Raw genomic sequence first — 20,352 nt, forward strand, 5'->3', positions numbered from 1 at the left:
GAAGCCGACCGCGGCGAGCCGGGCGGGGACCGGCTCGCCACAAGCACCGCCGAACCGGCGATCCGCGTGCCAGCGGATCGCTGTAGGCGGACGCGACCCGCTCCACCCAGCCCGCCACCCCAGGAAACCGACCGCGGCGAGCCGGGCGGCGACCGGCTCGCTATTTGAGCAGCCGCGAGAGGACGCGATCGGCGAGGACCTTGCCGCCGGTCTGGCAGGTGGGGCAGTACTGGAGCGTGGAGTCGTGGTAGATCACCTGGCGGATCGTGTCGCCGCAGACGGGGCAGGCCTCTCCTGTGCGGCCGTGGACGCGCATGCCGAGCTTCTTCTCGCGCTTGAGGTCGGCCGCGTGCAGGCCCTCGGCGCGGGCGAGCGCCTCCTCGAGGGTGTAGCGCAGCGCCGCGGAGAGGCGGTCCAGCTCGTCGGCGGTGAGCGCGGCGGGCTTGAACGGCGACATGCGCGCCACATGGAGGATCTCGTCGGAGTAGGCGTTGCCGATGCCCGCGATGCGGGACTGGTCGCGGAGGACGCCCTTCAGCTGCGCCCGGCCCGCCGTAGCGAGGATCGCGCCGAGGATCTCCTCGGTGAACTCCGGGTCCAGCGGATCGGGGCCCAGTCTGGCGACGCCCGGGACGTCGAGCGGATCGGCGACGATCGACAGCGCGAGGCTCTTCTTGGTGCCGGCCTCCGTGACGTCGAACCCCGACCCGTCGTCGAGGACCAGTCGCGCGGCGAGCGGGCCCCGGCCGGGCTTCACCGGCGCTGTCGGCCGCTCGGGCCGCCACCGGACCCAGCCGGCGCGGGCGAGGTGCAGGAGCACGTGGGCCTCGCCGACGGCGATGTCGAGGAACTTGCCGTGCCGCGACACTCCGTGGACGGTCTCGCCGGACAGAGCCGACGGCGGGATGGCCACGGTCTTGAGGGCGGAGATCGCGAACACGTCGAGCCGCTCCAGGACTCGTCCGCCCAGGCGGGCGTCGAGATCGAGCGCGAGGGCCTGGACCTCGGGGAGTTCGGGCATGCGACCACCCTGGCCCGCGGTTCCCGCACCGTCCACCCCTGGCGGACGGAACGGCGACGGCTCAGTCGCCGAAGCGCGTCGCCGCGACCTTCCGCAGGAACAGCTCGTGGAAGCGGTAGTCGCCGGTGATCTCGGGGTGGAACGCCGTCCCGAGGAGGTTGCCCTGCTCGACCGCGACGACCCGCCCGTCGGCGACGCTGGCGAGAGCGGTCGCCCGCTCTCCCAGCTCCTCCACGACCGGTGCGCGGATGAAGACCGCGTGCACCGGCGGATCGCCGATCGCCGGCACGTCGAGATCGGTCTCGAAGGAGTCGAGCTGGTTGCCGAACGCGTTCCTCCGGACCGACACGTCCAGGCCGCCGAAGCTGCTCTGGCCGTCGATGCGGTCGAGGACCCGGTCGGCCAGCATGATCAGCCCGGCGCAGGTGCCGTAGACGGGCATCCCCGCACCGATCGCCTCGACGACCGGCCCCGCGAGCCCGAAGAGGCGCGACAGCTTGTCCATCACCGTGGACTCGCCACCCGGGATGACCAGACCCGCGACGGTGGCGAGCTCCTCCGGGCGGCGCACCAGCACCACCTCGGCGCCCAGCTCGCGCAGGACGTGCGCGTGCTCTCGGAAGTCGCCCTGCAGCGCGAGGACGCCGACGCGGAGCCCCTCGAGCGACTCCCGCGTCAGTCCAGCGCCGGCGAGCGGCGCGTCGGCGCTACCAGCCACGCTCGGCGAGGCGGTGCGGCGCGGGCACGTCGGCCACGTTGATGCCGACCATCGCCTCGCCCAGACCGCGCGAGGCCTCCGCGACGACCTTCGCGTCGTCGAAGAAGGTGGTCGCCTTCACGATCGCGGCCGCGCGCTTGGCGGGCTCGCCCGACTTGAAGACGCCGGAGCCGACGAACACGCCGTCGGCGCCCAGCTGCATCATCAGCGCCGCGTCGGCCGGGGTCGCGACCCCGCCGGCGGTGAAGAGGACGACGGGGAGCTTGCCGGTCCGGGCGATCTCGACGACCAGGTCGTAGGGGGCCTGCAGCTCCTTGGCCGCGACGTAGAGCTCGTCCTTGGTCATCGCCTTCAGGCGGTTGACCTCGCCGGAGATCGTGCGGATGTGCTTGGTCGCCTCGGAGACGTCGCCGGTGCCGGCCTCGCCCTTCGAGCGGATCATCGCGGCGCCCTCGGTGATGCGGCGCAGCGCCTCGCCCAGGTTGGTCGCTCCGCAGACGAAGGGGACGGTGAAGTCCCACTTGTCGATGTGGTTCACGTAGTCGGCGGGCGACAGGACCTCGGATTCGTCGATGTAGTCGACGCCGAGCTCCTGGAGGATCTGCGCCTCGACGAAGTGGCCGATGCGCGCCTTCGCCATGACGGGGATCGACACGGCGGAGACGATGCCGTCGATCAGGTCGGGGTCGCTCATGCGCGCGACGCCGCCCTGCGAGCGGATGTCGGCGGGGACGCGCTCGAGCGCCATCACGGCGACCGCACCGGCGTCCTCCGCGATGCGGGCCTGCTCGGCGTTGACGACGTCCATGATGACGCCGCCCTTGAGCATCTCGGCGAGACCGCGCTTGACGCGGCTCGAGCCGAACTGCTCGGGAGCGGACGAGGACGGAGTGGTGGTGTCGGTCATGTTCGCGAGTCCTGTTCTGTGCGGCGACTTCCGCCGACGGCAGCTCCGAGTCTACGAGACGGCGCCCGCCGCCCGCGGCGCTGGACAGGGGGGCGGGCGGCGGTCTAGAGGCTCGGCCAGGCCGCCGCGAGGCTCGCCCGCACGTCGCCGAGCAGCTGCGGAAGGGCCTTCGTGCGGGCGATGATCGGGAAGAAGTTCGCGTCGGTCGCCCAGCGCGGGACCACGTGCTGGTGCAGGTGCGCGGCGATCCCCGCTCCCGCGACCGCGCCCTGGTTCATCCCGAGGTTGAAGCCGTCGTTGCGGGAGACCGAGCGGAGTACGCGCATCGCCGTCTGCGTGAGCGCTCCGATCTCGGCCACTTCCTCGGGAGTGGCCTCGTCGTAGAGCGGGATGTGCCGGTACGGGCAGACCAGGAGGTGGCCGGAGTTGTACGGGAACAGGTTGAGCAGGACGTAGGCGTGCTCCCCGCGCGCGACGATGAGGGCCTCCTCGTCGCTCAGCGTCGGCGCCACGCAGAAGGGGCAGTCGTCGGCTCCGGGCTGCCCCTTCTGGATGTAGACCATCCGGTGCGGGGTCCACAGGCGCTGGAACTCGTCGGGCACCCCGGCGAGGTGCGCCGAGCCCTCCGCTCCCTCGGGCACGACGCCGTCCGAGCCGTCGCCCACGCTCAGACCTGCGCCTTCGAGGCGACGGCCTCGCGGATGCGTGCGACGGCGTCGGCGACCGGGATCCCGTTCTCCTGCGTGCCGTCGCGGAAGCGGAAGCTGACGGCTCCGGCGTCGCGGTCCTTCTCCCCCACGATCATCTGGAACGGCACTTTCTGCAGCGTGGCGTTGCGGATCTTCTTCTGCATCCGGTCGCTGGAGTAGTCGATCTCGGCGCGGATGCCCGAGCGCTTGAGCTCGCCGACGACCTCCTCGAGGTAGGGCAGGTACTCGTCGGCGATCGGGATGCCCACGACCTGGACCGGCGACAGCCAGACCGGGAACGCCCCGGCGTAGTGCTCCGTGAGGATGGCGAAGAAGCGCTCGATGGAGCCGAAGAGCGCGCGGTGGATCATGACGGGCCGCTTCTTCGAGCCGTCCGAGGCCGTGTACTCGAGCTCGAACCGCTCGGGCTGGTTGAAGTCGAGCTGGATGGTCGACATCTGCCAGGTGCGGCCGATGGCGTCGCGTGCCTGCACCGAGATCTTCGGCCCGTAGAACGCCGCTCCACCCGGATCCGGCACCAGCTCGAGACCGGAGGCGACGGCGACCGCGCGCAGTGACTCGATCGCCTCCTCCCACTGCTCGGGCGCACCGACGAACTTGGGGTTGCCCTCCTCGTTCGTGGACAGCTCGAGGTAGAAGTCGTCGAGGCCGTAGTCGCGCAGCACCTGGAGCACGAACTCGAGGTTGCGGGTCAGCTCGGCCGACACGTCCTCCTGCGCGACGTAGATGTGGGCGTCGTCCTGGGTGAGGCCGCGCACGCGGGTGAGGCCCTGCAGGGTGCCGCTCTTCTCGTAGCGGTATACCGTGCCGAACTCGGCCAGGCGCAGCGGGAGCTCGCGGTAGCTCCGGCCGCGCGAGCGGAAGATCAGGTTGTGGAACGGGCAGTTCATGGGCTTGAGGTAGTAGTCCTGGCCCTGACGGGTGACGTTGCCGTCCTCGTCCTGCAGCTCGTCGAGGTGCATCGGGGGGAACATCCCCTCGGAGTACCACTGCAGGTGCCCGCTCGTGAGGAACAGGTCGCCCTTGGTGATGTGCGGCGTGTAGACGAGCTCGTAGTCGTGCGCGAGCAGCTGCTCGCGCATGTACTGCTCGATCTCGTAGCGGATGATCCCGCCCTTGGGGTGGAAGACCGCGAGGCCGGAGCCGATCTCGTCCGGGAAGGAGAACAGGTCGAGCTCGTGGCCGAGCTTGCGGTGGTCGCGGCGCGCCGCCTCCTCGAGGCGGGCCTGGTGCTCGCGCAGCTCGTCCTTCGTGGGCCACGCGGTCCCGTAGACGCGCTGCAGCTGCGGATTCTTCTCCGAGCCGCGCCAGTAGGCGGCCGCGTTCCGGGTCAGGGCGTAGCCGTTGCCGATCATGCGGGTGTTGGGCAGGTGCGGGCCGCGGCAGAGGTCCTTCCAGACCGTCTCTCCGGAGCGCGGGTCGACGTTGTCGTAGATGGTGAGCTCGGCGCCGCCGACCTCGACGCTCTCGTCCTCGGCGCCGCCGCCCTTGATCCCGATCAGCTCGAGCTTGTAGGGCTCGCCGGCGAGCTCGGCACGCGCCTCCTCCTCGGACACGACGCGGCGCACGAACCGCTGGCCCTGGCGCACGATGCGGTCCATCGCCTTCTCGAGCGCCTTCATCGCCTCGGGCGTGAAGGGCTCCTCGACGTCGAAGTCGTAGTAGAAGCCGTCGGTGACGGGCGGGCCGATGCCCAGCTTCGCCTCCGGGTTGATCTGCTGCACCGCCTGCGCGAGCACGTGAGCCGCGGAGTGGCGGAGGATGTTCAGCCCGTCCGGCGAGGAGATGAGCACCGGCTCGATGCGGTCGCCCGGCACGACGTCGGCGGCGAGGTCCTTGAGCTCGCCGTTGACGCGGATCGCGACCACGGCCCGGTCGGTGAAGTGCGTGAATCCCGTGCCCGCCTCGGTGACGACCGGGTGGGACTCGTTCTCTGCGGGATTCGACGGTTCGTGAGACACGTGCGGGCACTCCTCGGGCTCGGTTGACCCCTCGACTGTAGTCGGCGGCGGCCCCTACCCGAGCGCGTCGCGCACGCGGGCGTCGAGCGCGCGCAGAGCGGAGGCGAGCTCGTCCCGGTCGGCGCCGGGGAGCACGAGCGAGCTGCGCTCCAGCTGGTGCAGGAGGACCTCCTCCAGGCCGGGCGGCAGGGAGTCCACGGCGAGCGCCCCCTCGAGTGCGGCGAGGACGGCGACGACGGTCACCGCGTCCCGTGCCGCGAGTCTGCGTGCGCTGATCTCCATGGTCTCCGTCCGAGTCGTCCGACCCCGTCACCCTGCCGACAGCACGTGCCCCGGACAGGGGCGCGGGGGCGACCGGTGCGCAATCCGTCCAGGTGGCATCCTGGTCCGATGGGTGCCGGTCCTGCTCTGCAGCGCTTCACGCGATCCGGGGCCGACCTGGAGGAGGCGCGGCGCTTCTACAGCGACGGCTACGGCGGGTCGGGATTCCGGACGGAGACGGTCGAGCGGCCCTTCTCCTTCCGCTACGACGTCTCCGGGAGCGAGGGCGTGAGCCTGCGGACGTCCGTGTTCCGCGGCTCCGTGTCCGGGGGGCTGCGGCCGGAGGGCGAGTACATCGTCTCGTGGTTCCTCTCGGGCACGAGCGTTATGGACCCGGAGGGCGATCGGATCGTCCACCGGCCGGGGTGGCCGGTCGTGTTCCCGAGCGCGCGTCCGTTCGAGTTCGTCTCCCGCGACTTCCAGCAGCGGCTCGTGCACGTGGCCGCCGGCCTCCTCGAGCAGGTCGCGTCCGAGTCAGGCGACGGCGTGCCGCTGCCGCTCGTCTTCGACCACCGCTCGATCGCCTCCGCCTCGGCGCTGCCGGGCTGGTGGCGGGCGGTCGACGACTTCGCGGGCGTCCTGCGGTCGGGCCGAGAGGCGACCGCGCTGCAGCTCGTGGCGGCCGAGCGCGGTGTCGCTCTGCACCTGCTCGCGACCTTCGCGCACCGGCCGGTCGTGGTGCCGGCGCAGGTGCTGCGCCCGGGGCTCGAGCACCTCCTGCGGGCGGCGGAGTTCCTGCACGCGTTCGCCGCGTCGCCGATCACCGTGGCCGACATCGCTGCGGCGGCGGGACTGACCCCGCGCGCTCTGCAGGCCGCGTTCCGGCGGCACTTCGACGACACTCCGCTCGGCTACCTGCGCGGTGTGCGCCTCGACCGGGCGCGCGTCGAGCTGCGCGAGGGCGCTCCGGGCGCGGAGACCGTGCGCGCCGTCTCCGCACGCTGGGGCTTCCTCAACCAGGGCCGCTTCTCGGGGGCGTACCATCGCCGTTTCGGCGAGTACCCGGTGGAGACCCTGCGCCGCTGATCCTCAGGCGCCGGGAGCGAGATCGCGGGCGTAGCAGACCGAGTGCTCGGACCCGATGTAGTCGCCGAACGGCGGGATGGCGTGGTAGCCCTCCCGGAGGTAGAACCGCATCGCATCGGGCTGGAGCGTCCCGGTCTCCAGCACCAGGCGCGTCGTGCCCAGGGCGGCGGCCCGCTCCTCGAGGGCGCGCAGGACGGCCGTGGCCGCTCCGGTGCCGCGGGCGGCGCGGTCGGCGAACATCCGCTTCACCTCGATGGCGCCCGGTCCGAGGACGTCGTCGTCGAGAGGTCTCAGCCCGCCGCAGGCCACGGCCGTGCCGCTCGCGTCGCGGGCGAGGAGGAAGACGGGCACGTCGTCGGCCGAGGGCGGGGTGCCGGGCTCGTGGTCGTCGCTGCCGTAGCGCTCGTCGAGCTCGCGGCGCTGGGCGTCGCGCAGACGCTCGGCGTCCGGGTGGGTCCACGCCACCTCGTCGATGGTCCAGCTCATGACGGCTCCTCCCGGTCGCGCGGCGGGCGCGGCCGAGGCCATTCTGCCGCGCCCTCTCCCTCTCGTCCGCCCGGTGGCAACCCCTTCCGCGCCCGGCCGCGACAGGCGTCGACTGGAGGACCACCGACGAAAGGACGCACCGTGCTCTCCGACTCCCCCATCGGCCCCGTTCTGCTCTCCCGCGACCTCGCCGCCTCCCGCGCCTTCTACGCCGGCTCCCTGGGACTGGAGGTCCTCGAGGAGAGCGAGTCGGCGATCGCCTACTCCTGCGGCGGCACGCGGCTCACTGTCACCGCCAGCACCACGGGCTCGAAGGACGAGCAGACCAAGGCGGCCTGGCGCGTGGCCGACCTGCGGGCCGAGCTGGACGCGCTGGCGGCCCGGGGCGTCGCTCCGGAGGACTACGACAGCGACGAGCTGCGCACCGAGAACGGCGTGGCCGACCGCGGCAGCGTCTGGGCGGCCTGGATCCTCGATCCCGACGGGAACGCGCTCGGCATCGAGCAGCCGAAGAGCTGATCGGCGCCGCTCTAGACTCGCCCCATGCCCGACGACTCCGCTCCGCTGCCCGCGCCCGGGTGGTATCCGCACCCGGCCGACCTCGGTTCGGAGCTCTACTGGGACGGTGCGGCGTGGACCGACCGGTCCCGCCCGTCCTCCTCGGCACCCGCTCCCGCCTACGGCACGCCCGAGGGCGCTCCGGAGCAGGAGCTGTACGCCTACCCGTCCGCCCCGTCCTCCGCGGCGGGCCGCAACCCGATGGCGATCGCGAGCCTCGTGCTCGGCGTCCTGAGCCTGCTGATCAATCCGCTGCTGATCCCCTCGATCCTCGCCATCGTCTTCTCGGCGAAGGGCCGGGCGGCCGCTCCGGTCGTCGGAGGCGGTCGCGGGCTCGCGACGGCCGGACTCGTCACCGGGATCCTCGGCCTGGTGTCGGGCGTCTTCACCATCGTGGGCAACCTCTCGGCCGGGGTCTCCGGCCTGGCCGGCTGACCGGGGTGCCGCGGCCCTCGACGCCCCGATGACCGTGCGCCGGAGCGCTCCCTGGCTCCTCGTCGTGGCGGTCGCCCTGGTCGCCCTGGTCCTGCGCGGTCCGATCGTCGCCGTCGCACCGATCATCGACGCGGTGCGCGAGGACCTCGCGCTGTCCGCGGGCCAGGCGGGGATCCTCACCAGCATCCCCGTCCTCTGCTTCGCCCTGGCGACTCCGCTCGCCCTCCTGGTGATCCGCCGCGCGGGCCCCGACGCCGCGGTCACCGTCACGGTGATCGGCGTCGCGCTCGGCACGATCGTCCGCTCGATCGGCGAGGTGGGGCCGGCCGTCGCGGGCACGATCCTGATCGGCGTCTCCATCACGATCGGCAACGTCGTGCTCCCCGTCGTGATCCGGCGGGACGTCGCTCCCGCGCGCGTCGACCTCACGACGGGCGTCTACACCGCGGCCCTCAACATCGGCTCGACGATCACCTCGCTCGGCACCGCTCCGCTCGCTCTGGCGCTCGGCTGGCGCGGCGCCCTGCTCGTCTGGCTCGCCCTCAACGCCCTCGCGCTGACCGGCTGGCTCCTGGCGGTGGGTCCCCGAGCCGCCCTGCGTCCGGCTCCCCGCCCCTCCCGCGCCGACCGCGCACCGGCCGCACCGGCTCCGCGGATCTTCCGCAGCGCGACCGTGCTGGCGCTCGCGCTCTGCTTCTCGAGCCAGGCGTTCTCGTACTACGGAGTGACGGCCTGGCTCCCCTCGCTGCTCGTCGACCGCAACGGCTTCTCGATCGCGACCGCGGGCGCGAGCGCCTCGGTGTTCCAGCTCGCCGCGGTCGCCGGGGCCCTCGGCGTCCCGCTCCTGGTCCGCAGGCTCGGCCCCCTGGGGAGCATCGTTCTCGTCGGCCTCCTCTGGTGCACGGTGCCGGCGGGGCTGCTGCTCGCCCCGCAGCTCTGGGCGCTCTGGTGCGTGCTGGGCGGCGCGGCTCAGGGCGGAGGCTTCACGGTGGTGTTCGTGCTCGTCGTGCGGCTCTCCCGCTCCGACGCCCACGCGTCGCGGCTCTCGGCCACGGTGCAGGGCATCGGCTACGCGGTGGCCGCCACCGCCCCGACCGTCATCGGATTCGCGCACGACGCGAGCGGCGGCTGGGAGGCGCCCCTGCTGACCGTCCTCGCCGCGACCTGCTCCTTCCTCCTCTTCGGCACCCTCGCCGCCGCGCGCCAGCGCCGAGCCTGACCCCGACACGGTCGGCCCCGCCGTCAAGGGGGCCGTCCGACGACTGTCGGCCCCGTAGCGTGTCCGCATGGCCGAGCAGAGCACGACCCGCGAGAAGACAGCGCCCGATCCCGACGATTCCCGGAAGCCCGACGACGTCACCGACATCACCAGGCGCTCCTGGTTCTACGTCCTCAAGAAGACGGCCCGCGAGTTCGGCGCCGACCAGTGCACCGACCTCGCCGCCGCGCTCACCTACTACGCCGTGCTCGCGCTCTTCCCCGCCCTGCTCGCGATCGTGTCGGTGCTGGGGCTCTTCGGCCAGGCCCAGGCCACTACCGATCTGGTCCTCGACCTGATCGGCAACCTCGCGTCGAGCGAGGTCGTCGACCTGCTGCGCGACCCGATCCAGGCGCTGACCAGCTCCTCCGCCGCGGGTCTGGCCTTCGTGACCGGTGTCGTCGGAGCGATCTGGTCCGCCTCCGGCTACGTCGGCGCCTTCGGCCGCGCGATGAACCGCGTCTACCAGATCGACGAGGGGCGCCCCTTCTGGAAGCTCCGCCCGACGATGCTCGGCGTGACCGTGGTGACGGTCGTCCTGATCGTGATCGCGGCGCTCATCCTGGTGCTCAGCGGACCGGTCGCGACCGCCGTCGGCGACGTCGTGGGCCTGGGTCCCGCCGCCCTCACCGTGTGGAACATCGCGAAGTGGCCGGTGCTCGTGGTCATCGCGATCGGGATCGTCGCGATCCTCTACTACTGGGCGCCCAACATCCGCCAGCCGAAGTTCCGCTGGATCAGCCTCGGGTCGATCGTCGCCCTGGCGATCTGGCTCATCGCCTCGACCGGCTTCGCGTTCTACGTGGCCAACTTCTCCAACTACAACAAGACCTACGGCTCGCTCGGCGCCGTGATCGTCTTCCTCCTCTGGATCTGGATCACCAACATCGCCCTGCTCTTCGGCGCGGAGTTCGACGCCGAGCTCGAGCGCGGACGCGAGCTGCAGGCGGGCATCGAGGCGGAGGAGACCATCCAGCTCCCCCCGCGCGACACCGCCGCGAGCGACAAGAAGGCGGCCGTGCACGAGAAGGACGTCCGCGACGGGCGCTGGCTGCGCCTGGCGAGCGAGAACCGCAGCGACGAGGGCGCGGCCGAGGACGACGAGGCCGCGAAGAAGAAGTGACTCAGGACTCGGACGACCAGAGCGCGCGGTAGTAGGCCGCGCGCTCGTCGTCCGGATCCGCTCCGTACTCCGCGAGGAGAAGCGGGGTGTGACCGGGGCCGTAGTTCCAGCCGAGGCTGACCGCGGCGACCGCCAGATCCGCCCAGCGGTCGCCCACGCCCAGGTCACCGACGTCGACCGTGCCGCTCCAGCGTCCGTCGTCGTCGACGAGCGTGTTCGGAGCGCACGCGTCGCCGTGCACCACGACCGGATCCACGAGCTCCGGTGCCGCGCCGAGCGCCGACGGCCGGCGCGCGAACCAGGAGTCGCCGCGCAGCTCCTCGGGCATCGCGTCGACGGGGAGCGCGTGGACCGCCCGCAGGCCGGCCGCGATCGCGCGGACGGCCTCCTCCGGCCGGGCCGTCCACTCCGGATCGACGGCGCTCCGCCCGGGCAGCGGCGCGGTGAGGAGCCACTGCCCCTCCTCGTCCTCGCCCGCCTCCAGGATCCGGGGTGCGTCGATCCGCCCCTCCAGCCAGCGCAGACGCGCGAGCTCTCGCCGGAGGTCGACGCCCGTGGACCGGGGATTCCACTTCAGGTACCCGGCGTCCACGCGGAAGGTCAGCCCGTCGAGCTCGTTGCGCCAGACGAGCGCCGGATCGGCGCCGCCGTTCAGGCGCCTCGCCAGCGACGGGATCCGGACGCCGTCGAGCGAGGACTGCCGTGCGAGATCCGGTCCGCTCATGCCCCCAGGGTAGGCGCCGTGATCCTGAGAGGATCCGCATGCCGCGGACCGCGCCACCCGCCTCCTCCGAGCAGCGCGCCCGTACCCTGACGGGCGTGCCGGAGCAGCCGCCCGGCGCGATCCGGTGACGAGGGAGCCTCCGTGACGCAGAGCGACGACGACCGCGGGCCCGCGCAGCCCGACTTCTCGAAGGAGCAGGAGGGCTACCGCCCCGGGCTCAAGCCCCGGCAGCTGCAGATGATCGCCATCGGCGGCGCGATCGGCACCGGCCTCTTCCTCGGCGCCGGCGGCCGCCTCGCCACCGCCGGTCCCTCGCTGGTCGTCGTCTACGCGGTCTGCGGCGTCTTCGCGTACCTGATCCTCCGCGCGCTCGGCGAGCTGGTCCTGCACCGGCCGAGCTCGGGCTCCTTCATCTCCTACGCCCGCGAGTTCCTGGGCGAGAAGGCCGCCTTCGTCGCCGGCTGGATGTACTTCCTGAACTGGGCGATGACCGCGATCGCCGACGTCACCGCGGTGGCCCTGTACGTGAAGTACTGGTCGCTCTTCTCCTCCGTGCCCCAGTGGCTCCTCGCACTCATCGCCCTGGTCGTCGTGCTCTCGCTGAACCTCGTCTCGGTCAAGGTCTTCGGAGAGCTGGAGTTCTGGTTCGCGCTGATCAAGGTCACGGCGCTCGTGGTCTTCCTGGTGATCGGCGTCGTCGTGCTCGCCGCGGGCTGGCCGCTGCAGTCCGGCGGCGTCGCCGTGGACCCCGGGATCAGCCTCTGGAACGACAACGGCGGCATCCTGCCCGGCGGCCTGATCGCCAGCGTCCTGGTCGTCCAGGGCGTGGTGTTCGCCTACTCCGGAGTCGAGCTGGTCGGCACGGCGGCGGGCGAGACCGCGGAGCCGGCGAAGGTCATCCCGCGCGCGATCAACTCGGTCATCCTGCGCATCGCCGTCTTCTACGTCGGCTCGGTGCTGCTGCTGACGCTGCTGCTGCCCTACACGGCCTACTCGAAGGGCGAGAGCCCGTTCGTCACGTTCTTCAGCTCGCTGGGCGACGGCTCCTCGGGCGAGATCGCCGGATCGATCATGAACTTCGTCGTCCTGACGGCCGCGCTCTCCAGCATCAACGCCGGGCTCTACTCCACCGGCCGCATCCTCCGCTCCATGGCGCTCAACGGCTCCTCCCCCGCCTTCACCGGCCGGATGAACAGGCAGGGCGTGCCCTACGGCGGCATCCTGCTCACGGCGAGCATCACCCTGATCGGGATCGTGCTCAACCTCTTCGTGCCGTCCGAGGCCTTCGAGATCGTCCTCAACGTCTCGGCGCTGGGGATCGTCACGGGCTGGGGCATGATCGTCCTCTGCCAGATGCAGCTGCAGCGCTGGGCGGCCCAGGGGCGCCTGGAGCGCCCGTCCTTCCGGATGCCCGGCGCCCCGGTGACCTCGTGGCTCACCCTGGCGTTCCTGGTGATCGTCGTGGTCCTGATCGCCGTCGACTTCCCGACCGGCACCTGGACCGTGGGCATCGTCGCGGTGATCGGGGTGCCCGCCCTGATCGTGGGCTGGCACGTCGCGAAGCCGCGCATCCTGGCGATCGCCTCCGCCCGCGACGGCTTCACCGGCGCCCACCCCGTCATCGCCGCCCGCCCGGCCTCCGAGGCCAAGCGCGACGAGAACGAGCGGCGCCGCGAGTAGGGCGGGTCAGCGCCGGCGGAGGTAGCGCAGGAGCAGCGTGTCGCCGGCGCTGAGCACGTGCGCCAGGTGCTGCGGGCGCGGTCCGGGGACGTCGCCACGGGCGAGCCGCCCGGAGTCCCCCGCCTCGAGCGTCGGAGCGACGGTCAGGCAGAGCTCGTCGACGGCGTCCGCGGCGAGGAGGGTCCCCAGCAGCGACGGACCGCCCTCGCAGTGGATCCGGCCGAGCCTTCGCTCAGCGAGCTGCGCCCGCATCCGCGTCGCGTCGAGCTCTGCGTCGCCGCAGACGAGCACGTCGGCGACCTCGGCGAGCTCCGCGCGGCGGCGGGCCGGTGAGGAGCGGGTGGTCACGACGATCGGGCGCACCGGCGCCTCGGTGAAGATCCGCGAGGCGGGATCGAGGTCGAGCGACCCCGAGACGATCGCGAAGACGGGCTGCGGGGCGAGCCCGCTGCCGAGCCGGGCCTGCACGGACTCGTCGCTCAGCACCATCGGGCCGTAGCCCTCGGTCCGCACCGTGCCGGCCGCGACGAGCACGACGTCGGCGAGCCGGCGGAGCAGGTCGAACACGCGCAGGTCCGCCGCGCCCCCGAGGTCTCCCGAGACGCCGTCGCGGGTGACCGCTCCGTCGACGCTCGCGACGAAGTTGACCCGGAGCCACTGCTCGCCCGCACCGTCCGCGTAGAGGGCCAGCAGAGCCTCGTCGGACAGGTCCTGTCCGGCCGGCGACAGGCCGTCGATGCGGGCGCTCACGCCGCCGGCTCCACGTTGTGGCGGAGGAAGGCGGGCGCTCGCCAGCCGAGCACCGCCTCCGTCATCCGCACGGCGTCGACCGCCTGGCGCACGTCGTGCATCCGCACGATCCGCGCGCCGTTCAGGATGCAGATCACCGCGGCGGCGAGGGAGCCCTCGAGGCGCTCCCCCTGCGGCCGGTCCAGCGCCTCCCCGATGAAGTCCTTGTTGGACACCGCGGCGAGCACCGGGAAGCCGAGCGCGGCCACCTCGCCCAGCCGGCGGGTGAGCTCGAGCGTGTGCAGGGTGTTCTTGTTCAGGTCGTGGCCCGGATCGACGACGATCCTCTCGGCAGGCACCCCACCTGAGAGCGCGCGATCGACGCGGCCGCGCAGGTGGTCGACCACGGTCGCCACGACGTCGTCGTACTCGGGCCTCTCCGGCTCGCTGCGGGGAGCGCCCACGCTGTGGGTGATGACGAGCTGGGCGGAGGAGGAGGCGACGACCTCGAGCATCCGGGGGTCGTGCAGCCCGCTCGTGTCGTTGATGACGGAGGCGCCTGCGGCGATGCTCGCGCGCGCCACCACGGCGCTCGTCGTGTCCACCGAGACGACCACGTCGCTCCGCTCCGCGATGCCCGCCACGACGGGGACGACACGGTCGAGCTCCTCCTGGAGCGTGACGGCGGGGCCGCGGCCGAACGGCACACCGCCGATGTCGACCCAGTCGGCGCCGAGCTCCGCGGCGCGCACGGCGGCCGCGATGGCGCTGTCCAGGGCGAAGGTGGAGCCCTTGTCGTAGAAGGAGTCGGGCGTGCGGTTCACGACCGCCATCACGGCCACCTGCCGCTCGAAGTCGAACTCTCGTCCGCCGATGTGCCGCGTGGTCATGGGCGCGTCCCTCCCGCTCGGAGCGCCGGGAGAAGGCCGGCGCCGCTCACCCTAGACGAGCGGAGTCGGCGGAGGCTGGAGCGGTCCGCCCTCGAGCAGCGCCTGGAAGAGGACGTGGTCCTGCCACTCCCCGGCGATCCGCAGGTAGCGCCTCGCGACGCCGATCCGCTCGAAGCCGTTGCGCTGCAGCACGGTCTGCGAGCCGACGTTGTGGAGGAGCGTCCCGGCCTGCACGCGGTGCAGCCCCAGATCCTCCCGCGCGGTCCGCAGGACGGCTCCGACTGCGCGGGTCATCACGCCGCGGCCCTGCCGGCCGCTGTCGAGCCAGTAGCCGAGATCGGCGCTGTCGAAGGCGCCGCGGACGATGTTCGCGAGAGTCAGCCGACCGACGATCACGCCGCCCGCGTCGAGGACGAGCGGGAGCACGCTGCCGGCCCGGTGCGCGGCGAGCGCGTCCGCGACGGCGTCGGTCTGGCCCCCCGCCTCGAAGAAGCGCGACGAGCGCGTCGGCTCCCAGGGCGCGAGGTGCCGGCGGTTGCGCCGGTACGCCGCGGCGAGGGCCGGTCCGTCGTCCCGCGAGACGAGGCGGAGGAGGGTGCCCTGGTCGTCGACGGGGATCGGGGCGGGCATCCTGCGAGGGTAGCGCCGGTGCCGGGAACGACAGAACCCCCGGCCGGGGGCCGGGGGTTCTCGTGGTGGGCGATACTGGGATCGAACCAGTGACCTCTTCCGTGTCAGGGAAGCGCGCTACCGCTGCGCCAATCGCCCGTTGCTCCGTGCGGAGCGCCTCGTTCGGTGAACGATCGAGGTGGATACGGGATTCGAACCCGTGTATACGGCTTTGCAGGCCGCTGCCTCGCCTCTCGGCCAATCCACCGTGTACGGGATTCGGTGTCGGCGGCCCGAGGGCCGACCAGGTGGGAGGCACCCGAAGGTGCCGTCCCGATGACGCCGGTCCGAGGACCGGTGTTCGAGCGGATGACGAGATTCGAACTCGCGACCCTCACCTTGGCAAGGTGATGCGCTACCGCTGCGCCACATCCGCATGTAGGTCGTACTGGTGTTGCCTTCTTACGTGTCGTGCTGTTGTTCTGCCTGTCCGGCGCTTTCGCTGCCCGGCTCGACCTAGAAGAATGTATACGACAGCGGCGCCGGAATCCAAATCGAGCCTGCGCCGATCCCGTCACTCGGAGTCCGATCCGCGTCTTTCCGCGCGAAACCGGCTCGACGCCGTCCGTTCACCCGGGCGTGGCGGGCGTCGGCGGTGCATCCGGACCCCGCGGATCCGCTACGATCGTCTCTCGGGTCGTCCAGCACGTCCCCCTGGGCGATTGGCGCAGTTGGTAGCGCGCTTCCTTCACACGGAAGAGGTCATCGGTTCGAGTCCGGTATCGCCCACCCTCACCCCCGGTCCGTGCTCACGCACGCGGCCGGGGGTTCTCTCGTCCCGCCGCGGCCGTCCTCCGTCGTCGCCGCGCCCAGTCGAAGGAGCCGACCCGCGATGATGGGCCGCTCGCACGCCGACTCCGGTGCGCTCGCCTGGGCCGTCGCCGCCTCCGTGCCCGCCGTCGCCGGGCCCCTCGGCCTCGCGGGTCTCCCGCTGGACCTCCGGCTGGTCGGCCTCGGAGTCGCCGCAGGCTGGGCCCTGGTGCCCGACGCGGACCACGCGAGCGCGACGGTCTCCCGATCGGCGCCAGGTGCCTCCCTGCTCACGGCGACCGCGGGCCGGATCAGCGGAGGGCACCGGCACGGGATGCACTCGCTGCTCGCGGTCGCGGTCGTCTGGTACCTGGTGCCGGTGCTCACGGCGCTGCGCTTCCCGGTGCCGGTCGTCGGCCCCGTCACCGTGGCCGCCGTCCTCACTCTGCCCGCCCTCGCCTTCGCCGCGAAGGCCGTCCGGGCCGCCCCCTCCTGGCGCATCGCGTGGGCCGGGGCGACCGTCGCCACGGTCCTCCTCGTCGCGCTCGCCGACGGCACCTGGGCGTGGCTCCGGGTCGCCGCGACGGTGGGCTACCTCGTGCACGTGGCCGGCGACGCCCTCACGACCGGCGGGATCAACTGGCTGTGGCCGCTGCGCGTGCGCCTGCCGCGGCGCCTGCGCCGGACGCCGCTGCGCCACGTCTGGACCACCGGCGGCTACGCCGCGCTGCCCGTCCTCGGCTCCGCCGGCTCCTGGCGCGAGACGGTCCTCTACTGGCTGATGTCCGCGGCGACGGTCGTGCTCACCGCCTCGATGATCACGGCCGAGCTGCTGTAGCCCCGGGCGCTCCCCTCAGAAGACCTTCCCCGGGTTCATGATCCCCAGCGGGTCGAACACGGCCTTGATCCCGCGCTGGAGCGCCAGCGAGTCCTCGCCCAGCTCCTCCGCCAGCCAGCGCCGCTTGAGCAGTCCCACGCCGTGCTCGCCCGTGAGCGTGCCGCCGAGGGCCAGGGCCGTGCGGAAGAGCTCCGCGGCGGCCTCCCAGACGTCCTCCCCCACGGGTCCGTCCCCCGCGGGCAGCACGAAGTTCGGGTGCAGGTTCCCGTCCCCCGCGTGGGCGACGGTGGGGATGCTGAGCCCCGTCCGCTCCTCGATGCCGCGGATCGCCGCGAACATCGCCGGCAGCGCGGAGCGGGGCACGCAGACGTCCTCGATCAGCACGCGGCCCTCCGCCTCGAGCGCCGGGTGGAAGGCCCGGCGGACGGCCAGCAGAGCCTCGCCCTCGGCCGGGTCCTCGGTCGCCTCGGCGGCGCCCCCGGAGGCGGTCAGGATCGCGAGGACGCGCTGCGACTCCGCCACCGCTCCTCCGCCGTCCGTCTGGACGAGGAGGTACGCGGCGCCGCGGTCCAGTGCAGCTCCGGTGTAGCGCGAGATCGCGGCGAGCGCCGCCTCGTCCATCAGCTCCATCACGGCGGGACGGAGCCGCGCGGCGGTGATCGCGGCGGAGGCGGCGGCCGCGGCGACGACGCTCGGGAAGTACGCGCCGACGGTGACCACGCGCCCGCTCGGGATCGGGCGGAGCTTCACGGTGGCCTCGACGATGACGCCCAGGGTTCCCTCGGAGCCGGTCAGGAGCGCGGTGAGGTCGTACCCGGTGACTCCCTTCACGCTGCGACGGCCGGTGCGGAGCAGGCGTCCGTCGGGGAGGACGACGGCGAGCCCGAGCACCGCCTCCCGGGTCACGCCGTACTTGGCGCAGAGCAGTCCCCCGGCGTTCGTCGCGATGTTGCCGCCGATGCTCGAGATCGCTCGGCTCGCGGGGTCGGGCGAGAAGACGAGGCCGTGAGGCGCGACGGCGTCCGACAGCGCCTGATTGACGACCCCGGGCTCGACGACCGCCAGCTCGTCCTCGAGCGACACCTCGAGGATGCGGTCCATCGCGGCGGTCGAGAGGACGAGCGCTCCCTCGCTCGCCACTCCCCCGGCAGCGAGGCCCGTTCCCGCTCCCCGCGGCACGACCGGGAGCCGGTGCTCGGTCGCGATGCGCAGCGCCGCCTGCACGTCCTCGACCGAGCGGGCCGCGACGAGCGCGAGCGCGCGACCCGGTGCGGCGAAGCCCGACTTGTCGGTGTGCACGGCGTCGAACTCGGAGCCCTCGGTCAGGACCGCGTCTCCGAGCGCGTCGCGCAGCTGTCGGAGGATCTCGTGGTCGTGCATGGTTCACTCCGTGCGGTCGCGGGCGGGTCCTCCCGATCCTTCCACGGGCGGGAGGCAGGATGGCGGGATGACCGGAGAGACGCGATGGCCGCGGTGACGAGCGCGGGGATCCTGCTGCACCGCGAGGGCCCCTCCGGCACCGAGGTGTTCCTCGGGCGGATGGGCGGCCCCTTCTGGACCCGGCGCCCACGGGCGTGGTCGATCCCGAAGGGCGTGCACACGGGCGACGAGACGCCGCTCGACGCCGCGCGAAGGGAGTTCGAGGAGGAGATCGGTGCTCCTCCGCCCGTCGGGGAGCTGACCCTCCTCGGCGCGTTCCGGCAGAGCGCGGCCAAGACGGTCACGGTCTTCGCCGGGCGCGGAGACGCGGACACGGTCTTCGTCGCGAGCAACACCTTCCAGCTGGAGTGGCCGCGGGGCTCCGGCGTGCTGCGCAGCTTCCCCGAGCTGGAGGACGCCCGGTGGCACCCGATCGACGAGGCCCGCGCGCTGGTGGTGGCCGGGCAGGTCGCCGCCCTCGACGCGCTGGCCGAGCTGCTGGCGGATGCGGACGGCGGGGACCGGGCCGGTACCGCCCCCTAGTCGGCGGTCGCGTAGACGCGCAGGCCCAGCGGCACGATCCGCACCACGGCCTCGTCGAAGCCGTCGCGGGAGCCGTCGAAGCACTCGGTCTCGCCGTCGTGCGCCCACTCGGGGTCGTCTCCCGCGGGCCGGCGCGCGCCGACGGTGATCTCCGGCGTCGAGAACGACTCGACCACGGGTGCCCGCCAGCCGGGCACACGGCCGACCACCGGTGTCGCGGTCCGCCCGAGCAGGAGCGAGAGCGCGCCCCGGGTGCGCGGAGTGCGCCCCGAATGCAGGATGCGCACGTCGAGCTGTCCGTCGTCGAGACGCCGCCGGGCCAGCGGGGCGGCCGTGCGCGGGTGCTCCTGGTTCACCCCGACGAAGTACGACCAGACGAGCTGCGTGCTCCCGTCGCGCCGGAGCTCGAAGGGGTCGGTGCGCCGGACGACCGAGAGGGCCGCGATCACGGCGGCGAGCGGCTTGCCGATCCGCTTCTCGCGCTTCTCCCGGGCCGCGACGAACTCCGGGTAGACGCCGATCGAGACCGTGTTGAGCACCGTCACCGGGTCTCCTCCGTCCGCGACGACCTCGGCCACGTCGACGTCGCGGCGCTCGCCGATCGTCGCCGCGTCGAGCGCGTCCTGGACGGTCAGCAGCCCCAGCGCCTTCGCGAAGTGGTTCATGGTCCCGCCCGGCAGCACGAGCAGCGTCATCCCCTCGGCTCGGGCGAGAGCGGCACCGACCGACATGGTGCCGTCCCCGCCGTAGATCCCGAGCACCCGGGGCGGAGAGTCCCCCGAGCGCGCCTCGCGCACCACGTCGGCGAGGTCCTCGCCCTCGGTCAGCCGGTGCACGCGCGCCTTCGGGAACCGGGCGCGGACCAGCGGCTCGGGATCGGGGCGGTGCGAGTCCCGGCCCGCGCCGGGGTTGAGGACCACGAGGAGTGCGGCGCCGTCCCCCAGCGGGCTGCGGTCGACGGGGGGCCGGGTCGCGCGCTCCGAGACGGGCACGTGGCGCGGCTCGGCCGGCAGGACGGCTCGGCCTACGACCGCGACCGCCGCGCCGAGCGCCGCGCCGCCGAGGACGTCCGAGAGCCAGTGGACGCCGACGTGCAAGCGGGAGAAGGCCACGGCGGCGGCGAGCGGGGCGACCGCCGCCCCCACTCGGGGCGACTCGAGCGCGACCCCGGCGGCGAAGGCGGCGGCGCTCGCCGCGTGCCCCGAGGGGAAGGACGCGGACGTCGGCACCGTCGCCAGGCGCCGGCCGACCGGGACGTCGACGAGGAGCGGCCGGTCGCCGCCGAACACGCGCTTGCCGACCAGGTTCGCGAGCGCGCTGGCCGCGGCGAGCGAGGCTGTCCCCCGCAGAGCCTCGCGGGGACGGCCCGCCAGGAGCAGCAGAACGCCGACGCCGGCCCAGAGGACTCCGTCGTCAGCGGCCCGGGAGAGCCCCACGAGCGCCCCGTCGACGACGGGCGACGGGCGACGGGCGTTCAGCCGCCGGGCCGCGCGCGCGTCCGCCCGGCGCACGACGCGCGGGACGGTGACGAGTCGGCGGAGCAGGACGGACGGGGGTCGGGTTCCGCGGAGTGCCATGCGCTCAGC

At 73.0% G+C, this 20,352-nt stretch carries 21 protein-coding genes and 4 tRNA genes; 9 read left to right on the forward strand and 16 right to left on the reverse strand.

What is annotated here, in order from left to right; all coding sequences use genetic code 11:
- Positions 1–160 precede the first annotated feature (160 nt).
- The 6 genes from C5C24_RS03945 to C5C24_RS03970 form a co-directional block, all read right to left on the reverse strand.
- Positions 161–1,021 carry a DNA-formamidopyrimidine glycosylase family protein gene (locus C5C24_RS03945; RefSeq protein ID WP_104304356.1) on the reverse strand — a complete coding sequence of 287 codons (861 nt, stop codon included), beginning with the start codon at positions 1,019–1,021 and terminating at the stop codon, positions 161–163.
- 61 nt (positions 1,022–1,082) lie between these two features.
- Positions 1,083–1,700 (reverse strand): pyridoxal 5'-phosphate synthase glutaminase subunit PdxT, encoded by a 618-nt coding sequence (pdxT, locus tag C5C24_RS03950; RefSeq protein ID WP_104276492.1) that lies wholly within the window; start codon positions 1,698–1,700, stop codon positions 1,083–1,085.
- A 28-nt stretch (positions 1,701–1,728) separates the two neighbouring features.
- Entirely contained in the window at positions 1,729–2,646 is a 918-nt protein-coding gene (gene pdxS / locus C5C24_RS03955) for a pyridoxal 5'-phosphate synthase lyase subunit PdxS (RefSeq protein ID WP_104304357.1), read from the reverse strand.
- Between the two features lie 104 nt (positions 2,647–2,750).
- Complete coding sequence (locus tag C5C24_RS03960; protein ID WP_308470809.1) at positions 2,751–3,311, reverse strand: HIT domain-containing protein; 561 nt, start codon at positions 3,309–3,311, stop codon at positions 2,751–2,753.
- A gap of 2 nt (positions 3,312–3,313) precedes the next feature.
- Positions 3,314–5,224 (reverse strand): threonine--tRNA ligase, encoded by a 1,911-nt coding sequence (thrS, locus tag C5C24_RS03965; RefSeq protein WP_244230674.1) that lies wholly within the window; start codon positions 5,222–5,224, stop codon positions 3,314–3,316.
- 147 nt (positions 5,225–5,371) lie between these two features.
- Entirely contained in the window at positions 5,372–5,599 is a 228-nt protein-coding gene (locus C5C24_RS03970) for a hypothetical protein (protein ID WP_104304358.1), read from the reverse strand.
- A 108-nt stretch (positions 5,600–5,707) separates the two neighbouring features.
- Between C5C24_RS03970 and C5C24_RS18215 the strand changes: the two genes are divergently transcribed.
- Positions 5,708–6,664, forward strand: coding sequence for an AraC family transcriptional regulator (locus tag C5C24_RS18215; RefSeq protein WP_104276414.1), 957 nt, complete (start codon positions 5,708–5,710; stop codon positions 6,662–6,664).
- A gap of 3 nt (positions 6,665–6,667) precedes the next feature.
- Here C5C24_RS18215 and C5C24_RS03980 read toward each other — a convergent pair whose 3' ends face one another.
- The gene (locus C5C24_RS03980; RefSeq protein WP_104276415.1) at positions 6,668–7,150 is read right to left on the reverse strand and encodes a GNAT family N-acetyltransferase; all 483 of its coding nucleotides are present in this window, start codon (positions 7,148–7,150) and stop codon (positions 6,668–6,670) included.
- 141 nt (positions 7,151–7,291) lie between these two features.
- On the opposite strand from C5C24_RS03980, the gene C5C24_RS17855 reads away from it, so the two are divergent.
- From C5C24_RS17855 to C5C24_RS04000, 4 genes are all read left to right on the forward strand, one after another.
- Positions 7,292–7,669: a VOC family protein gene (locus C5C24_RS17855; protein ID WP_104256165.1), complete on the forward strand. Its 378-nt coding sequence runs from the start codon at positions 7,292–7,294 to the stop codon at positions 7,667–7,669.
- Positions 7,670–7,693: 24 nt separating this feature from the next.
- On the forward strand, positions 7,694–8,143 hold the full coding sequence (locus C5C24_RS03990) for a DUF2510 domain-containing protein (protein WP_104280663.1): 450 nt from the start codon (positions 7,694–7,696) through the stop codon (positions 8,141–8,143).
- 28 nt (positions 8,144–8,171) lie between these two features.
- Entirely contained in the window at positions 8,172–9,362 is a 1,191-nt protein-coding gene (locus tag C5C24_RS03995) for a CynX/NimT family MFS transporter (RefSeq protein WP_104304359.1), read from the forward strand.
- A gap of 67 nt (positions 9,363–9,429) precedes the next feature.
- A complete protein-coding gene (locus C5C24_RS04000) occupies positions 9,430–10,524 on the forward strand; it encodes a YihY/virulence factor BrkB family protein (RefSeq protein WP_104304360.1) in 1,095 nt (364 codons plus the stop codon).
- 1 nt (position 10,525) lies between these two features.
- On the opposite strand, the gene C5C24_RS04005 is transcribed toward C5C24_RS04000, so the two are convergent.
- Complete coding sequence (locus C5C24_RS04005) at positions 10,526–11,248, reverse strand: aminoglycoside 3'-phosphotransferase (RefSeq protein ID WP_104276419.1); 723 nt, start codon at positions 11,246–11,248, stop codon at positions 10,526–10,528.
- Positions 11,249–11,389: 141 nt separating this feature from the next.
- On the opposite strand from C5C24_RS04005, the gene C5C24_RS04010 reads away from it, so the two are divergent.
- Complete coding sequence (locus C5C24_RS04010) at positions 11,390–12,928, forward strand: amino acid permease (RefSeq protein ID WP_258065039.1); 1,539 nt, start codon at positions 11,390–11,392, stop codon at positions 12,926–12,928.
- 6 nt (positions 12,929–12,934) lie between these two features.
- Here C5C24_RS04010 and C5C24_RS04015 read toward each other — a convergent pair whose 3' ends face one another.
- From C5C24_RS04015 to C5C24_RS04040, 6 genes are all read right to left on the reverse strand, one after another.
- Positions 12,935–13,678: a pyrimidine reductase family protein gene (locus C5C24_RS04015; RefSeq protein ID WP_104304361.1), complete on the reverse strand. Its 744-nt coding sequence runs from the start codon at positions 13,676–13,678 to the stop codon at positions 12,935–12,937.
- Entirely contained in the window at positions 13,675–14,547 is an 873-nt protein-coding gene (gene folP / locus C5C24_RS04020) for a dihydropteroate synthase (protein ID WP_104304362.1), read from the reverse strand. The genes C5C24_RS04015 and folP overlap by 4 nt, the downstream gene beginning before the upstream one ends.
- 51 nt (positions 14,548–14,598) lie before the next feature.
- On the reverse strand, positions 14,599–15,177 hold the full coding sequence (locus C5C24_RS04025) for a GNAT family N-acetyltransferase (RefSeq protein ID WP_104304363.1): 579 nt from the start codon (positions 15,175–15,177) through the stop codon (positions 14,599–14,601).
- Positions 15,178–15,240: 63 nt separating this feature from the next.
- Positions 15,241–15,315 (reverse strand) — tRNA-Val (locus C5C24_RS04030).
- Between the two features lie 38 nt (positions 15,316–15,353).
- Positions 15,354–15,424, reverse strand: a tRNA-Cys gene (locus C5C24_RS04035).
- A gap of 96 nt (positions 15,425–15,520) precedes the next feature.
- Positions 15,521–15,592: transfer RNA gene (locus tag C5C24_RS04040), tRNA-Gly, on the reverse strand.
- Between the two features lie 280 nt (positions 15,593–15,872).
- Between C5C24_RS04040 and C5C24_RS04045 the strand changes: the two genes are divergently transcribed.
- Together C5C24_RS04045 and C5C24_RS04050 are read left to right on the forward strand one after the other, a co-directional pair.
- Positions 15,873–15,945, forward strand: a tRNA-Val gene (locus C5C24_RS04045).
- Positions 15,946–16,048: 103 nt separating this feature from the next.
- Positions 16,049–16,804, forward strand: coding sequence for a metal-dependent hydrolase (locus tag C5C24_RS04050; protein WP_104304364.1), 756 nt, complete (start codon positions 16,049–16,051; stop codon positions 16,802–16,804).
- 15 nt (positions 16,805–16,819) lie between these two features.
- On the opposite strand, the gene C5C24_RS04055 is transcribed toward C5C24_RS04050, so the two are convergent.
- Positions 16,820–18,184 carry an FAD-binding oxidoreductase gene (locus C5C24_RS04055; RefSeq protein WP_104304365.1) on the reverse strand — a complete coding sequence of 455 codons (1,365 nt, stop codon included), beginning with the start codon at positions 18,182–18,184 and terminating at the stop codon, positions 16,820–16,822.
- An 84-nt stretch (positions 18,185–18,268) separates the two neighbouring features.
- Here C5C24_RS04055 and C5C24_RS04060 point away from each other — a divergent pair, with 84 nt between their 5' ends.
- The gene (locus C5C24_RS04060) at positions 18,269–18,766 is read left to right on the forward strand and encodes an NUDIX domain-containing protein (RefSeq protein WP_104276425.1); all 498 of its coding nucleotides are present in this window, start codon (positions 18,269–18,271) and stop codon (positions 18,764–18,766) included.
- On the opposite strand, the gene C5C24_RS04065 is transcribed toward C5C24_RS04060, so the two are convergent.
- Positions 18,763–20,343, reverse strand: coding sequence for a bifunctional phosphatase PAP2/diacylglycerol kinase family protein (locus tag C5C24_RS04065; protein ID WP_104304366.1), 1,581 nt, complete (start codon positions 20,341–20,343; stop codon positions 18,763–18,765). The two genes, C5C24_RS04060 and C5C24_RS04065, sit on opposite strands and share 4 nt — an antisense overlap.
- Between the last annotated feature and the right edge of the window lie 9 nt (positions 20,344–20,352).

The organism is Rathayibacter sp. AY2B3, from assembly GCF_002931755.1.
Taxonomy (GTDB): domain Bacteria; phylum Actinomycetota; class Actinomycetes; order Actinomycetales; family Microbacteriaceae; genus Rathayibacter.